Source organism: Aeromonas sp. 2MA4 (assembly GCF_029237305.1).
Lineage (GTDB): Bacteria > Pseudomonadota > Gammaproteobacteria > Enterobacterales > Aeromonadaceae > Aeromonas > Aeromonas salmonicida.
The window spans coordinates 73,002-88,958 of sequence record NZ_JAACFY010000009.1 but is presented as its reverse complement, the minus strand read 5'-3'; the positions used below and the strand labels follow the sequence as shown (position 1 = coordinate 88,958).

General features: G+C 56.6%; 12 protein-coding genes. 2 read left to right on the top strand and 10 right to left on the bottom strand.

Annotation, left to right across the window (positions count from 1 at the left end; all coding sequences use genetic code 11):
* Window positions 1-52: 52 nt before the first annotated feature.
* From wecC to GWQ31_RS11285, 7 genes are all read right to left on the bottom strand, one after another.
* Window positions 53-1,309 (bottom strand): UDP-N-acetyl-D-mannosamine dehydrogenase, encoded by a 1,257-nt coding sequence (gene wecC, locus GWQ31_RS11315; protein ID WP_275909383.1) that lies wholly within the window; start codon window positions 1,307-1,309, stop codon window positions 53-55.
* Between the two features lie 71 nt (window positions 1,310-1,380).
* Window positions 1,381-2,556, bottom strand: a complete 1,176-nt coding sequence (gene wecB, locus GWQ31_RS11310) for a UDP-N-acetylglucosamine 2-epimerase (non-hydrolyzing) (RefSeq protein WP_275909382.1) — start codon at window positions 2,554-2,556, stop codon at window positions 1,381-1,383.
* Window positions 2,557-2,607: 51 nt separating this feature from the next.
* A complete protein-coding gene (locus tag GWQ31_RS11305) occupies window positions 2,608-3,567 on the bottom strand; it encodes a glycosyltransferase (protein ID WP_275909381.1) in 960 nt (319 codons plus the stop codon).
* An 89-nt stretch (window positions 3,568-3,656) separates the two neighbouring features.
* Window positions 3,657-5,315 (bottom strand): polysaccharide biosynthesis/export family protein, encoded by a 1,659-nt coding sequence (locus GWQ31_RS11300; RefSeq protein ID WP_087755953.1) that lies wholly within the window; start codon window positions 5,313-5,315, stop codon window positions 3,657-3,659.
* A gap of 7 nt (window positions 5,316-5,322) precedes the next feature.
* Window positions 5,323-6,516, bottom strand: a complete 1,194-nt coding sequence (locus GWQ31_RS11295) for a sugar transporter (RefSeq protein WP_275909380.1) — start codon at window positions 6,514-6,516, stop codon at window positions 5,323-5,325.
* Between the two features lie 31 nt (window positions 6,517-6,547).
* Entirely contained in the window at window positions 6,548-7,198 is a 651-nt protein-coding gene (locus GWQ31_RS11290; RefSeq protein WP_159166062.1) for an ABC transporter ATP-binding protein, read from the bottom strand.
* Window positions 7,199-7,202: 4 nt separating this feature from the next.
* On the bottom strand, window positions 7,203-8,003 hold the full coding sequence (locus GWQ31_RS11285) for an ABC transporter permease (protein ID WP_275909379.1): 801 nt from the start codon (window positions 8,001-8,003) through the stop codon (window positions 7,203-7,205).
* 829 nt (window positions 8,004-8,832) lie between these two features.
* Here GWQ31_RS11285 and GWQ31_RS11280 point away from each other — a divergent pair.
* A complete protein-coding gene (locus GWQ31_RS11280) occupies window positions 8,833-9,357 on the top strand; it encodes an acyloxyacyl hydrolase (protein WP_169046361.1) in 525 nt (174 codons plus the stop codon).
* A gap of 97 nt (window positions 9,358-9,454) precedes the next feature.
* Here GWQ31_RS11280 and GWQ31_RS11275 read toward each other — a convergent pair whose 3' ends face one another.
* The 3 genes from GWQ31_RS11275 to GWQ31_RS11265 all read right to left on the bottom strand — a co-directional run bounded on the left by GWQ31_RS11275 (window position 9,455) and on the right by GWQ31_RS11265 (window position 13,985).
* Window positions 9,455-10,096, bottom strand: a complete 642-nt coding sequence (locus GWQ31_RS11275) for an energy-coupling factor ABC transporter permease (RefSeq protein ID WP_275909378.1) — start codon at window positions 10,094-10,096, stop codon at window positions 9,455-9,457.
* A 98-nt stretch (window positions 10,097-10,194) separates the two neighbouring features.
* Window positions 10,195-10,980 (bottom strand): pyruvate formate lyase 1-activating protein, encoded by a 786-nt coding sequence (gene pflA / locus GWQ31_RS11270; protein WP_059168524.1) that lies wholly within the window; start codon window positions 10,978-10,980, stop codon window positions 10,195-10,197.
* A 65-nt stretch (window positions 10,981-11,045) separates the two neighbouring features.
* Window positions 11,046-13,985: an EAL domain-containing protein gene (locus tag GWQ31_RS11265; protein WP_170946523.1), complete on the bottom strand. Its 2,940-nt coding sequence runs from the start codon at window positions 13,983-13,985 to the stop codon at window positions 11,046-11,048.
* 134 nt (window positions 13,986-14,119) lie between these two features.
* Here GWQ31_RS11265 and GWQ31_RS11260 point away from each other — a divergent pair, with 134 nt between their 5' ends.
* On the top strand, window positions 14,120-15,808 hold the full coding sequence (locus GWQ31_RS11260) for an FAD-dependent oxidoreductase (protein ID WP_275909377.1): 1,689 nt from the start codon (window positions 14,120-14,122) through the stop codon (window positions 15,806-15,808).
* Window positions 15,809-15,957: the final 149 nt, after the last annotated feature.

Genomic DNA, 15,957 nt, shown 5'->3' with positions numbered 1-15,957 from the left:
TCTTTTTTTCACACAGTGGCCGGGTTAATCCCGGCCACTGTTTTCGAGTGGATTAATGAGCGGCGTTGACGAAATCAAGCAATTGGTTATTGGCGGCATCGCTGCGATTCAGACCAAGGAACTGCTTGTGCTTGACCAGAATAACAATCACATCAGCCTGTTGCAGTGCATCTGACAGGGAGGCCAGCTTGACGTTATTACGATTTTCCAGCGTAGCCGGCAGCGCTTCAATATTGGGTTCCACCGCCAGGATCTGATAGGCCGCATTGTTGGCCAGGGTCTTGGTGATATCCAGGGCCGGGCTTTCGCGCAGGTCATCGATGTCCGGCTTGAATGCCAACCCCAGGCAGGCGATCTTCGGATTGTTGATACCGGCGACCGCACTTTCTACCTGCTCTACCACATAGTGGGGCTTGTAATCATTGACCAGACGCGCCTGGTGGATCATGCGGGCCGTGTCCGGGTTCTGGTTGACGATAAACCAGGGATCGACGGCGATGCAGTGACCACCCACGCCGCAGCCTGGCTGCAGAATATTGACACGGGGGTGACGGTTGGCCAGGGAGATAAGCTCCCACACATTGATACCCTGCTTGTCACAGATAAGGGACAGCTCGTTGGCAAAGGCGATATTGACGTCACGGAAGGCGTTTTCGGTCAGCTTGCTCATTTCGGCAGTGCGCGCTTCGGTCGCGATGCACTCGCCCTTTTTGACAAACATCTTGTAGACCTGGGTGGCAGCGGCGGTACTGGCTGCGTCCATGCCACCGATAATGCGATCGTTCTCAACCAGCTCGCGGATCACCTGACCGGGCAGTACGCGCTCCGGGCAGTGCGCCACAAAGATATCAGGGGTCTGGCCTTCAGCAACGGTATGCGGGAAGGTCAGATCGCTGCGTTCTTCGGCCAACCACTTGGCCATCTGCTCGGTCGCGCCGACCGGTGACGTGGATTCCAGCACCACCAGGTTGCCCTTTTCCAGCATGGGGGCCAGTGCGCGGGAGGCGCTCTCGATATATCTCAGATCCGGCTCATGATCTTCGCCCTTGAACGGAGTCGGTACGGCGATCAGGAAGGCATCAGCCTTCTGCGGGCTGGTGTGGGCGCTCAGATGGCCATCTTGCACGGCTTGCTTGACCAGATCTTCCAGACCCGGCTCAACAATGTGGATCTTGCCCTGGTTGATTGTGTCTACCGCATGCTGGTTGACATCCACACCCACGACACGAATGCCGTTGCTGGCGATGACTGCTGCAGTTGGCAAACCGATATAACCCAGACCAACAACGGAGATGGTTTCAAATTTCATTATTTTGTGCTCTCGATAGTAAAACAGGGGGCATCATGCATGCCCCCAAAGACAGGTATGTAATCTGTAAATCAGGCAACTTGCAGGCTGCTGTCAATCTGCTGGCCCAGGGCGCCGCTCATGCCAGTGACGGCCTCAACGATACGCTGGCTGGTTTTGCCATCCCCATAGGGGTTGTTGGCATGACTCATCACTTGATAGGCCAGCTCGTCATCCAGCAGACGCACCGTCTCAGCCACTATGGTCTCGTCGCAGGTACCGACCAGGCGCACTGTGCCGGCTTTGACGGCGGCAGGGCGCTCAGTGGTGTCGCGCATGCACAGCACAGGTTTGCCCAGGGTTGGCGCCTCTTCCTGAATGCCGCCAGAGTCGGTCAGGATCAGGTAGCTCTGCTTCATCAGATAGACGAAAGGCAGATAATCCTGCGGTTCTATCAGATGCACGTTGTCGAGCCCCTTGAGGTTGCGGTTGACCGGCTCTTGCACATTGGGGTTGAGGTGTACCGGATAGACGATCTGTACGTCATCCCGTTGGGCCAGCGCTGCCAGCGCCTTGCAGATGCGCTCAAAGCCGTCGCCGTGGTTCTCACGGCGGTGACCCGTTACCAGGATCAGCTTCTTGCTCTTGTCCAGGAAGGGGAAACGGCTGGCCAGCTCGGTTTTCATGCCGACGTTGTTATCAATGCGGTGGGAAACCTCGATCAGGGCATCGATCACTGAGTTACCAGTCACGAAGATGGTCTCGGGGGCGATGTTTTCCATGATGAGGTTTTTCAGCGAGCTGATGGTCGGGGTGTAATGTTGATCGGCAATGCCCCCTGTCAGACGACGCATACCTTCTTCCGGCCAGGGTGAGTAGATATTGCCGGTGCGAAGTCCGGCCTCGACGTGACCGACCGCGATGCGGTGGTAGTAGGCCGCCAGCGTTGCCGCAAAAGAGGTGGCAGTGTCACCGTGCACCAGAATGCGATCCGGCTTGAACTCGGCAAAAACTGGCTTGAGTCCTTGCAAAATGGCGGTGGTGACATCGGTCAGATCCTGACCCGGTTTCATGATGTTGAGGTCATACTCCGGCTCGATCTCGAACAGGTTGAGCACCTGATCCAGCATCTCCCTGTGTTGCCCCGTGACACAGACTCTGACGTCAATCTTGCGATTGGCCTGGAAGGCCTTGACGATCGGAGCCATCTTGATTGCTTCCGGTCTGGTACCAAACACAATCAATACCCGCTGCGCTTTTATCGGCATAATAATCACTCCCGTGTGAGTTAATTGGTTTTTCGTATTGTCCCGAAATGACTAATAAAGACTGAGCTCACTATTGAGCTGTGTCAGTCGGTGTTGCCAGGTGTGTTGGGCTAGGACTATTTCCCTGGCTTGCTCGCCCAATTCGTTTCTCTGACGAATATCTTTTTGTAATTGCACACACCACTCGCGTGCCGCCGTACCATCCTGTACCGCGACGATACTCTTGCCAAAAATGCTCTCCATCGCTATCGAAGGGGTGCTGATAATGGGGCAGCCCGCTGCCGCCAACTCGAACACTCGACGGGATAACATGGTCGGCGATTGACTTATCGTATTGAAATTCAAATAAAGCTGATATTGCCGATACGCCTTGGCGACAGATATTGGCGAGATGGCGGGTTTGCAGTATGGCTGAAGTTTATCCGGATAACTGCAACCGTTATTTTTCTGCCAGAAGCGATCGAAAATAATCAAGCCTCTGTCCCGCAATGCATACAGCACATCTTCTTGTGCCCTGCTGCGCTCGGCCAGCTCATTGCCATAATAGCCCCCCAGAAAGGCGATCCCTGGCCCCCGTTCACCGCTCACTGCCGGTTGATACCAGCTGGGCTGTGCGGCAAACATCAGCACACCAACATGCACAAAGGCCTGATGGGGAAGGGCATTGTACCGTTCAAGGGAACCGGCATCCGTGGTATAGACCACATCGAACAGCGCCGCCGCATCGGCGAAACGCTCGAAATGAAACGGGTCTTCTTTATTCCAGAAGATGGTTGTGATTTTCCGTTTTCGGCAAAATTCCAGTAATTTTCTCAGTTCCGGTTTATTGGGTGAACTGTGTGCATAACTGGCAATCTTGCCTTGCCAACTATTCTTGTAGCCACGCCAGGTTGACTCCACAAACAAAAAATCAGGTTTGAAAAATCTGAGTTTCCATTGCCAGTCGAGCGGGGTGATCTGAATAAGGTCGGCGTCGGGGGCCAAGCTGAAAGTCGTGAACTGGTCTGCCACTAAAGCAATACGTGGTCGTTTATTATTATGCAAAGGAATTGACTCACAAGTGAAATAGAGTGGCAGCCACTGCCACTCTATTCTTGTTATTATAAAAGCACCAGGGCTCTTGCCGAAATGGCGATTTGATAGAGCACCTCGGTAATATCCTTGGTGATCTGCAGCGACTTGGTATCAACCTGAGGCAGCACGAAAATTTCGTCACCCGGCTTGATGGCGATCTCTTTATTGTCCAGATCGCCCTTCTCAATCTGGCTGAAGGTGCCGTCACGATGCAGCAGCAGAATACGGGAGTTGCTGGCTTTCTGGGTAAAGCCGCCGGCCAGATCGATGTAGTCGGCCACAGTGCGCTTGCTGTCCATCAGGATGGCGTTCGGGAACATGACATCCCCGTGCACCATGATGAGGTTGGTCTGGCGCGGAATGCGGATGATATCGCCCGGTTCGAGCCGCACATCTTCCATGTTGGTGCCATTGGCGAGCACCACCTGACCGTTGGGCTGAATATCCTTGGCGCGCTCGACCCATTGCATCAGCAATTGTGCTTCGCTGTTGCGCAGTTTGGCTTCCCCCTCGGAAGAGGAGCGGGCAGTCAGGATACTGGCTTCAAGCGCCTTGAGGGAGGAGTTCAGCATCTCCTTCTGGCGCACCTTGACCGAGTCACGATAGAGCTGAATGGCGCTCAAGTCCGCATCCTGGGTCAGTTTCAGGCCATTGAGGATATCACCGAGGCGGGCGCCGTACTTGAGCACATACTCCTGGGCACTGTCGTGTTCCCCTTCAACCCGCACTGCTATGGAGGCATACCGCTTGTCGGCGATCACTTCCACAGTGTCACCCGAGCTGATCATATTTTTGGCCAGTTGGGCGTCATTGATGGGGTAGTAATCCATGTGGATATCTTCCCCCTGATTGCGGCTCACCCGAATATGGGTCGCATCGGGATCGGGCCTGGCCATCTGCATCAGCTCGGCCAGGGTGACATGGGGTTTGCTCAGTTCGAACTTGTTGGCGTTCGCTACCTTGCCCCTGACAGTGGTCTGATAGCGCAGCGGTGCCACCACTATGATGTCGCCATCGCGCAGCTGGGTGGGCAGCAGGGTACCATTGACCAGAAACTGGTAGAGGTTGTAGTGGCGCAGTGTCTTGCCATTGCGCTTGAGGGCAACGTCAAGATAACTGCCGCGCTCGGCGGCAATACCACCCGCCTTGTCCAGAAAATAGAGGATGGAATCCCCTGACTGGCCGGCAAACAGGCCCGGTTGCTTGACAAAGCCGGTCACGAAGATCTTGACCGGCTGGCTCACATCCAGGGTGGCATAGACGCTGACATTCTTCTGATAGACGGTGGTGACGGCGCCAAGCAGGGTGTCATTCAGTTGTTCGTTGCGTACCCCTGCCACCTTGATGGGCCCAACCTTGGGCAGGAAGATATTGCCCTGATGATCGACCGTCAGGGGCTGATCGAATTCGACCCCCCCCCACAGCTGCACCTGCAACCGATCGCCGATGGCGATGCGGTAATCCGGGTTGAAGCCATTGAAGGATTCCCGGGCAAACTCACCGCGAAACAGCCAGTTGCCAAACACCGGATCCCGGGTCTGGGTATCCGTGATGACCTTGCGCACCGGGGCTCCTTCCTGGGAGATTTCCAGGGCATAAGCGGGTTGCAGCAAGAGGCCCAGACTCAGGGCCAGCAGACTCGGCTTGATATTGAGTGATCTAGTAAAGAAGGTATTCAACGACATACTCCTGTCAGTCCTGATGTTCGCGCAGGGTGGCAAGACCCATCACGACCAGACCGTAGAAAAGGCAAAGCAGAACACCGATGGTGGCCAGGTTGTAGAGACGACGGGGATACTCGGCCTCTTCGGCCTGACTGGGCTGGCTCACCACCAGCAGGTGTTTCAATTTGCGGTACGCTTCGACGCGCGCCTGCTCCATGCTCACCAGCCCTGTCTTGTAGACGTCGGCGGCCAGCTGGGCTTGAACTTGTACTGCCTGATAGTCGGCATTGACCTCGTTGAGGGACTGCTTCTCGCTGCCGGTCAGGCGATTTTTCTCTTGCGCCAGCTGACGGGTGAGGGCATCGACCCTGTCTCTCACCGCCACCACGTCAGGGGCATTGGGGTTCATGTAGATTTGCAGCCGTTTAAGCTCGGCATCCTGGCGTACCAGCTCGGCTTCCAGTTCAGACACCACTCCCATCATGGCGGTACTGGTGGCCTCGGGGCTCATCAGCTGGTGCTGGTTCTGGAAGGCCAGCATCTTGGCTTGTTCACCCAGCAGCCGCTCGTGGGAGCGGGCAACTTCGGTCTCTACAAATTTGAGCTGCTCCATCGCCACTTGGCGGCTCAAGCGGTTGATAAAGCCCTCGCTCTCTTTGAGCATCAGGCTAACAACCTGTTTGGCATAGTCAGGGTCGAAGGCTTGCAGGCTGACGGTCAGCACACCCGATAGCTCATCCAGACTGACGGTGAGGTGATCCCGATAAAACGCCAGAAACTCTTCGCGGGTGGCATCTTCAGGCAGGCGGGAGAACATATCGGCGTGGTCGCTCTGATAGTGTTTTTTCAGTTGCAGTGCCTGATCCAGGGTGTTGAGCATATCCCAGGACTTGAGGTAGTCCTGGATCACCAGCACGTCCTGATGATTGCTGCCCCCGAGCCCCAGCATGGAGAGCGCATCTGGCAGCATCTTGAGCTGATCTGCCTGCTTGACGATGAGACTCGCCTGGCTGACATAGCGATCGCTGGCAAGGGTGCCGTAATAGAGCACTGCCAGGCTGAAGCAGATCACCACCCAGAGAAAGCTGCCAAGCTTGATGGCTTTTTTCCAGGAGTGATGGGCGACTTGATAGCCCTTTGAATCGATAAGAAACAGCTTGGGGTCACGCTTGAATTTACGCAGCTTGCGTTCAAGCAGGGCGGTCAATTTGGCTTTGGTCATAAAAGTCCGTGGAGATACTTGAAATGGAATATCAGAGCGTCTGGTAGATGGCGATGGCGTCTTCGATATCGTCGTGCAGGGTCAGCTGCCCGTTTTGCAGCACTATGCCCATGTCACACTGCTGGCGCAGTGTCTTCATATCGTGGGAGACCATGATCAGGCTGGCGGTTTCCCGCTTCTGGGTGAACACATCGATGCACTTTTGTCTGAATCTGGCATCCCCCACCGAGGTGATTTCGTCGGTCAGGTAGATATCAAAATCAAAGGCCATGCTGACGGCGAAGGAGAATTTGGATTTCATCCCGCTCGAGTAGCCCTTGATGGGCAGCTCATAGTGCTGGCCAATTTCAGAAAATTCCTTAACCCACTCCTCCACCGCCTCGGTATCATGCACCCCGTGAATGCGACAGACGAAGCGGGTATTTTCACGCCCCGTCATGCTGCCCTGAAAGCCGCCGCTCAGGGCCAGGGGCCAGGAGACCCGACTGTGGCGGATAACCTTGCCTTTATTGGGCATGTCCATGCCGCCCAGCAAACGCAGCAGGGTGGATTTCCCGGCGCCATTTGCCCCCAGAATGCCGATGTTGCGATCCCCGGGCAGGGTAAAGCTGACATCTTTCAGCACATAATGGCGGCCAAATTTGGTGGGGTAGTATTTCGAGACGTTATCCAGAGTGATCATCTTGTTAGCTTGCGATTAGTCGTCGATGGCTGAGGCGATAGGCACTCATGGTGAAAGTGAGCAGTATCAGGGTCGTGCTCACCAGATAAGACCAACTGCCGCCCGGGGTCTGAAAGCCGGCAATCCAGCCAGAGCGGACAAGCTCCAAGGCGTGCACGACAGGATTCCACAGCAGCAGGTGCTGATAGCTCTGGGGTACGGCCGCCAGTGGAAAGAATACCGCAGAGATCCACATCATGGGGCGCATCAGAATGGGGATCAGCTTTCTCGCCTCTTCGGAGAGGGAGGTGGCGATGCAGAACAAGGTCCCCAGCGCAAAGGAGAAGACCATCAGCAGGCCATACCCCGTCAACACGGCGAGCGGGTCTGCAGGCATGGCATCAAAGCCGAACCACATCAGCCCCAGGATCAGCACAAAAGCCACCAGCACACCGATCAGGGTTTCCAGCAAGAAGCGGGAGAAGAGAGTAGCAAAGGGGGTGACTTGTCGATAACAGAACAGCCCCTTGTTGGCGCTGACGGCAGACTGCAGCTGGCCAACCACGTTTTGAAACATCATAAATGGCAGATAACCCGCCGCGATAAAAACCGGGGCTTCAACCCCGCCAAAGCCGCTGCGTTCACGCATCCCGAAGATGAAGCAGAACAGGGAAATAGCCAACAGTGGGTCAAGTACGGCCCATGTGTAGCCCATGCGATAGCTGCCGAAACGTGTCTTGAGCTCACGCATCAGCAGGCCGAAGGTGACATCCTTCAGCACTGTCATGGGTGAGCGATGCTGGCTGGATAGAATTGGCTTGTTCAATGGTTGGTCTTTTCTTGCAAAATGGAGTGGCGTTGTCTTGCTGACATCAAGTGAGGCGCGAGTCTACCATGTGTGTTCGATGCAAACGTAACAGCCTGCTGCTGCATCCAGAATGGCAACGGAATTGATTGTTGATTTTTTGTTTCTTTGTGGTGTCTTTTTTGGTTAAAAAAGGTGGTATTTCACCATGGCTACCGCACGGAAATGACATAGTCCCGTTCTAAAAACAATCAATTCGTGGTTTTTCAAAACATGAGGTTAATAGGAGGGCGCTGAACAACAATGTTGTTCAGAAAATGATCCTGCTGTGCAGGTTGATTACCCCGTGCCCTTTGCGCGTCAATCTGTGACGAGCATCATGCTTTATTTTATTTGAGGCGCATCTTACTTATCAGGCGCGATTGAGTCAACACTCAATAATCAATCTGAGGAATTACGATTAATTTGCAAGTTGTTGTTTTATATTGATTATTTAATTTGTCATTTAGGCTTAATACTTGTCGGATGAGTATCTATGGCGAAAAAACGACTAATTCAGAATGCTCTTACATAGCGCCGTTTTTGTATGGTTGTTATTTGGCCGATAAATTTGGCGAATAGAGCATAAACGTTAATTGGTTATTTAGTGAGCTCAATAAATAGACTGTTGCGGGCTTTTATACTGTGTTTCAACTGAAGCACCTTTATCAGCTAGACCAATTCCCTGTAAAAATCTTGTTTTTTAGTTTTACCTGTTTTGTTGACAACTCTGCTCCCCACTGACTATTCCTGAGATGTGCCCATTTGAGTTTGAGGGGGCACACCGGATAACAAGGACGTAGGAGGGGACATGCGCGCTAACACACTCTTGCTCTCGGGACTGCTGGCTTCATTGATAGCCAGCACCGGAGCCATCGCCAATGACAACATTGTTGCCTTGCAACTGGGCACACCCGCCGAAAACGAGAAACTCAGCATCTTCACGGCAGACGTCAAATACCATCACATGTTCTGGCGCTGGGGGGATTCTGGCTGCCAGTTTGGTCTGGGCGTGCGTGGCGGCATGCTGAAGGTGGGGGATGAGCGTACTGCCAGATTGGGCACTGGGGCGCGTGCCGAATGTCTGTGGGGGAACTGGGTGGTATGGCTCCCGGCCGAGGTGCTCTGGCTGGCGGAACATGAGTTCGGCCATCGTGGCAATGGTTTCAAGGATTACGGCGGCCCATTCCAGTTTTCCACTGGTATTGGCCTGGGGTATGCAATCACCAAGAACTGGCTGATTGGCTATCAGTATGAGCACATGTCCAACGCCAAGATGTATGACCAAAACCCCGGCCTGGATACCCACTCCCTGCATATCGAATACCGCTTCTAAGCTCTGCTCCTCTTGTTGCCAGGCCCCTGCTCGTCAGGGGCTTTTGCTGTCTGTGGGCGAGTGTTGTGTCGCGGGCAGGCAAGCATGGCGCACGCGCTTAGCGCCCCAGGTATTCCCGATCGAAGAAGGTGTTGACCCAGTGGGGGCGGTAGACGGCGAGCAAGGTCATGGTCATGCCGTTGAGCAGGGCTTCGGGGAAGAGCAGCAGCGGCCAGATGGAGAGGTAGTCGGCGCTGATGGTATGCCACGGATAGGCGCCGCTCATCCCCATCAGCAGGGCGCTGGCGATCATCTTGACCGAGATGCTCAGCGCACCGCCAAAAAAGGCGACCACGAAGAGATAGACGAACAGATGGCGGGGCATCCAGGCCCAGCTCGCCAGAAACAGCAGCCAGCTGGTAGCGACCGGCAGGGCGATGCCAATCAGCGCCTGCCAGCCAAAATCGGCGAGGGGGGCAACCCCGAAGTAACCCAGAACAAGCAGTGTCAGGCAGGGAGCAAGCAGGGCCAGACGCCACTCCAGCAGCAGGGTCAGGCTGGTGAGGCCGAGAAAATGCACTTCCAGCCCTTCATGCAGGCCGGCGCGCAAGGTCCAGAGCGGGACCAGCACGATGGCGCCGCCAAGGCAGAGGTGCTGATAGAGGGGTTGATCAAGCAGGGTACGCAGCAGGGTGCCACGCAGGCTGAATATCAGCAGCAATACCCAGAGCAGGAGGGCGGCCGCTTGTCCTTCACTCATGGCATCTCCTTGTCATGTGATGGCGCGCTGGGCGGGCAGTGATGCAGTGTCTCAATATCAGCAGGGCTGGCGTATTCCTTGCCAGCCCTGTTGAGGCATCAGTATTTGACGTTGTTGTGGTACTTGGCGAGTATGCCCTGAACTCTGTCCATGGTCTCCTTGCTGGGGGGCTTGATCCCGGTCAGATCATAGTTTTCACCCAGAACGTCCCACTTGTGCTTGCCCAGCTCGTGATAGGGCAGCAGTTCCACCTTCTCGACACTATCCCCCAGTTCGGCAATGAACTGGCCCAGTCCCTCGGCGCTCTCGTCATCGTCTGACCAGGTCGGCACCACCACGTAGCGGATCCACATTGTCTTGCCTTTGGCGGCGAGATAACGGGCGAACTCCAGGGTGTACTTGTTGCTGACGTGGGTCAGCGGAATGTGCTTCTCGTCATTGATCTGTTTGATGTCGAGCAACACAAGGTCCGTGTTGTCGAGCACCTTGTCGAGCTGTTCGTCGTAGTGACGCACAAAGCCATTGGTATCGAGGCAGGTGTGAACACCCTTCTCCTTGCAGGCGGCAAACAGTTCGGCGATAAAATTTTGTTGCAGCATGGCTTCGCCACCGGAGGCGGTGACACCACCACCCGAGGCATTCATGAAGTGGCGATAGCTGGTGATGTCGCTCATCAACTCCGGCACTGTCACTTCGCGGCCACCCTGGGTATCCCAGGTATCCCGATTGTGGCAGTACTTGCAGCGCATCAGACAGCCTTGCATGAATACGATAAATCGTATTCCGGGGCCATCAACGGTGCCGCAGGTTTCAACGGAATGGATCCGGCCAATGACACCGGATGCACTGGTTTCAACGGCAGGGATCTGATTACTGACAGACATAGACGACTCCAACGATTCGAGCAGGCCGTGATTTTATTACATAAATCCCTATAAATCCTACCTGTTTAGCCCGACTGGGCCGCGCCGAGCAGGCTCTCCAGGGCTTTTACCGTCAGCGGTCGGCTGGTCAGGAAGCCTTGATAATGCTGGCATCCCAAGGTTTTGAGGATGGCGAGCTGCTCCTCATCTTCCACCCCTTCGGCGGTGACGGTAAAGCGGAAAACCTTGGCCAGATCCAGGATGGCCTTGACGATGGCCTTGTCCTGTTCGCTGTGAACCAGGGTTTGAATGAAGCTTCGGTCGAGCTTCACTTCGTCCGCCGGCAGATCCCGCAGATAGGCCAGCGACGAGTAGCCGGTGCCGAAATCATCGATGGAGAGCAGTATGCCGAGATCCTTGAGTTGTCGCATGCGGGCTATGCTCTCCAGCCGGTTTTCCAGCACCACGGATTCGGTCACTTCCAGCAGCAGGCGGGAAGGGGGCACCCCTGTGTCGCGCAGTATGTACTCCACTTGCTGCACGAAGCCTGCGGTGTGGAACTGGCGGGCGCTGACGTTGACCGACAGATGGGGAATGGCAAAGCCGCGATTGAGCCAGAAGCTGTACTGGGCGCAGGCGGTCTTCATCACCCAGTAACCGATGTCCTGGATGAGGCTGGTCTCTTCGGCGATGGGAATGAACTCGGCCGGTGGCACCATGGTGCCGTCGCTGCGCTGCCAGCGCAGCAGTGCCTCTATGCCGGACAAGCTGCCATTGTCGACCCTGTATTGCGGCTGATAGTGCAGTTGCAGCTCATGGTGGCGCAGGGCATCACGCAGCTGGTTGTTGATGGTGAGCTTGCTCTTCTCTTTCTCGGCCATGGCCTCGCTGAAGAAGACATAGTTGCCCTGACCGGCCCGCTTGGCCATGTGGGTGGCGGTGTCGGCCTGCTGCATCAGCACCAGATGATCCTGGTCTTCGCTGGAAAACAGGCTGATCCCCACAGACGCGCTGCAATGGAGTTTGTGATCCTCGATGTCGAACGGGGTGCGAAATAGCCCCATCAGCTCGCGGGCGAAGTGCTCGGCCAGGATCTTGGCAGTGACATAACCCTGACCCAGGGCGGTGAACAGCAGGGCGAATTCATCCCCCGAGATGCGGGCCAGCACCAGGTTGTCCTGAGGCAGTCCCTTGAGCCGCTCGACCACGGCTTGCAGCAGCTGATCGCCACAGGCATGGCCGAGGGAGTCGTTGATCGACTTGAAGTTGTCCAGATCCACCAGCAGCAAGGCGCCCCATTGACCGTTCGGTGCCTGCAGGGTGCATTGCATTATGTTGTTGAGGCTGCGCCTGTTGTAGAGGCCGCACAGATCGTCGTAATAGGCGAGCTGCTCTATGTGGCGGGCGGCGTCTTTTTCCTTGGTGATGTCGTAGAAGCTGCAGACGTAGTGACTGAATTCGCCGAGTTCATCCTTGACCCCGCTCACCATGAGACGCACCGGGAACAGATGCCCATCCTTGTGCAGGCAACGCTCCTCGCCCATCCAGAACTCCTGCTCATCGATGGCCCGTCTGACATCCTCTTTCAGGTGATCGCCATAATAGGTCGGTCGAAGCCTGACAATATGCTGGCCGATCATCTCATCGTTGCCAAACCCCGTGATGCGGCCAAAGGAGTGATTGACCTTGAGAATGATCCCCTGGTGATCCATGACCAGCAGACCGTCGTGGGTGTTGAAGGCCACCTCTGCCAAGCGCAGGGCATCGTCGGCGGCGAGCCGCTGCAACTCGATGGCGGCCCGTTCGTGCTGACTGCTGAGGGCATCGAGCAAGGGCATGGGATCGGGCAGTGGCGCGTCGAGCAGCAAGGTGAGCTGTCCCATGGGGGCGCCGCTCGGACCGTGCAACGGCACGCCGACATAGGCTTTGGCATTGAGGGCCAGCAACTGGGTGGCGTGTGGATAACGCAGGGGCAGGTCTTCCACATAGAGGGCCTGACCGTGCTGGAACAACTCCTGGGCGGGGCCGGGATCCAGCTGTAAGGGTTTGAGGATGGAGAAGGTTTCTCCTTCCAGCACGCAGCGCGGAATGATCCAGAGCTCCTGGCCTCGCGGCTGGTATTCGCCGACCCAGCCGATGCGGGCACCACTCATGGTGACGGCCCAGTTTACCAACGCACGGCAATAGGCGATGCCGGTCAACAGGGTCAGCTCGCCGGGCAAGGCCAACACAGGATTGATGAGGGGTTCAGGCTCTGGCTGCCAGTGGCCGAGCAATTGGGCGCTGTGGCGCACCAGTTGCAGCATCTCTTCGCTCAGCACTGTGGCGCTGAGGTACTCAAGGCTCAGCACGCCGATGAGTTTTTCCTGCTCCAGCAGGGCGCCATCGAGGCGCGAACTCACCCCTGCATTGGCCAGATAGTAGTGCTGGCTCAACATGGGCTGGTGGGCCGCCTCGGAAAAACTCAAGGATTTGCGGGTGCGCAAGGCACGAATGTAGCGACTGTCACCGCGAATAGCCGAAAGCCCCTCGGCGCCGAGGGCAAAGACAGGGGTCAGCTGTTCGCTGCCGAGGGAGCCATTGGCTTGATAGTGCCAGAGGATCAGGCGATCGGCCCCCAGGCTCTCCTTGAGGGCTTCCAGCATGGCGACGAACTGTTGCTGACTGGCCATCTGGCTCAGGCGTGGCAGCTGCAAGGCGAGATCGGCGATGGGCTCCTGGCGCTGGGTCTGCAGGCAGATGAGCCAGAAGGCATCCTGTTCATGGGAGAGAGCGATATGCCACTGCTGTCCGGCGAAGCGCAGCATCAGCTTGCCCCCCTGACCCTTGGCAAGGGCTTGCTCTATGGGCAGTCGCAGGGCGTCCGGCAGTTGGGCCGGCCAGGCACTTCTCGGTTCATCCAGCCAATGAAGCGGGGTTTGCATCACATCGGTCAGGGCGACCAGCCGTTGGCTGCGCACATCCAGACGAAAGAACAGCGGTGTCTGGCTGGCAGGGGGAAGGTGACTGAGCGCGGTAGACGACATGAACTGATAACATCCTGTTGAACAACTGTCGGGTGGCAAGAATACTGCAAAATCGGTGCAAACAAAATTTCATTGAAATCTAAATTAGAAATCGCTAATTTAATGGCAATTTGTTGTTCACCGGAGTCTTGCTGATGAAACGGATCCTGATTGTAGGCGGTGTGGCTGGCGGCGCCTCTGCGGCGGCCAGAGCTCGTCGTCTGAGCGAAGAGGCCGAGATAGTGGTATTCGAGCGTGGCGAGTTTGTCAGCTTCGCCAACTGCGGCCTGCCTTACCACATAGGGGGGGACATACAGGATAGGGATGCCCTGCTGTTGCAGACGCCCCAGAGCTTCAAGCGCCGTTTCAATGTGGATGTGCGAGTCTTTCACGATGTGATCGAGATAGACAAGGCTGGCAAGACCCTGCTGGTGCGTCATCTGCAAACCGGTGAAGAGCGGCGAGAGCCTTACGATCAACTGCTGCTGAGCCCGGGGGCCGCGCCAATCCGTCCTCCGTTTCCCGGCATCGACAGCCCGCATGTTTATACCCTGCGCAATATCCCTGACATGGATCGCATCCTTGCTGCTCTGCAGCATGATCATCCGCGCCATGTCACTGTGGTCGGTGGCGGCTTTATCGGGCTGGAGATGATGGAGGCACTGCATCAGCGCAAGCTGGAGGTCACCTTGCTGGAGCTCTCCGATCAGGTGATGGCGCCGGTGGATAAAGAGATGGCCAATATGCTCCACGCCCGTATCCGGGAAGAGGGCATAGATCTGCGGCTGCGCACCGGTCTTGCTGCCATCGAAAGTCTGGATGTGCTGGCTGAGAAAACCGCCGCCGTGGCGAGCGCCACGCACAGTGGCTTGCGTCTGACCCTGAGTGATGGTTCACATCTTGAAACCGGCCTGTTGATCCTGGCCATCGGCGTCAAGCCAGAAACACTGCTCGCCGCAAAAGCAGGGCTGGAGTTGGGCCCGCGCGGCGGCATCAAGGTAGATGCCGGCATGCGCACCTCGGATCCCTTCATCCATGCGGTGGGGGATGCGGTGGAAGAGACAGATTTTGTGACCGGCGAATCCGTGCTGATCCCCCTGGCGGGGCCTGCCAACCGGCAAGGGCGCATCGCCGCCGACAACATGCTGGGGCGGGCCGAAACCTACAAGAAGACCCAGGGCACCGCCATCTGCAAGCTGTTCGATCTGGCGGTGGCCAGCACGGGTCTCAACGAGAAGCGCCTGGTGCAACTGGGCCTGCCGTTCGAGAAGGCTTATGTGCATCCGGGCAGCCACGCCAGTTACTACCCGGGCGCCCATCCGGTCAGCCTCAAGCTGCTGTTCGCCCCCGATGGCAAGATCTACGGTGCCCAGGCCATCGGCAAGGATGGGGTCGACAAGCGCATCGACGTACTGGCGGTGGCCCAGCGCGCCGGGCTGACGGTGTTTGACTTGCAGGATCTGGAGCTCACCTATGCGCCGCCGTTCGGGTCGGCCAAGGATGTGATCAACATGGCGGGCTTTGTGGCGAGTAACCACTTGAAGGGGGATACCATCCTCTGCCACGCTGCCGAGGTGCAGGCTCGTCACCCCCATCAACAGGTGCTGGATGTGCGCAATGGCCCCGAACTCGACAAGCTGGGTCGCATCCCGGGTGCCCTGCACATTCCCCTTGATGAGCTGCGCGGTCGCCTGAATGAACTGCCCAGGGATAAAGAGCTGCTCATCAGTTGCCAGGTGGGCTTGCGTGGCCACGTGGCTTGCCGCCTGCTCAGCCAGCACGGCTTCAAGGTGAAGAACCTCTCCGGTGGTTTTAAAACCTGGCAGATGGCGGTGATGGACTAACCGACTCACCGCTGCCGTGAAACGCCGATCTCAGGGTCGGCTTTTTGTTATCTGTCTGGTGGCAATCTGTGCTCGACATTTTGCAATGAGTTTTGTGTCAAGCGAGTCGGATGTCTTATCCTGTTGCCTATCGCGCTGCTATGGCAGCG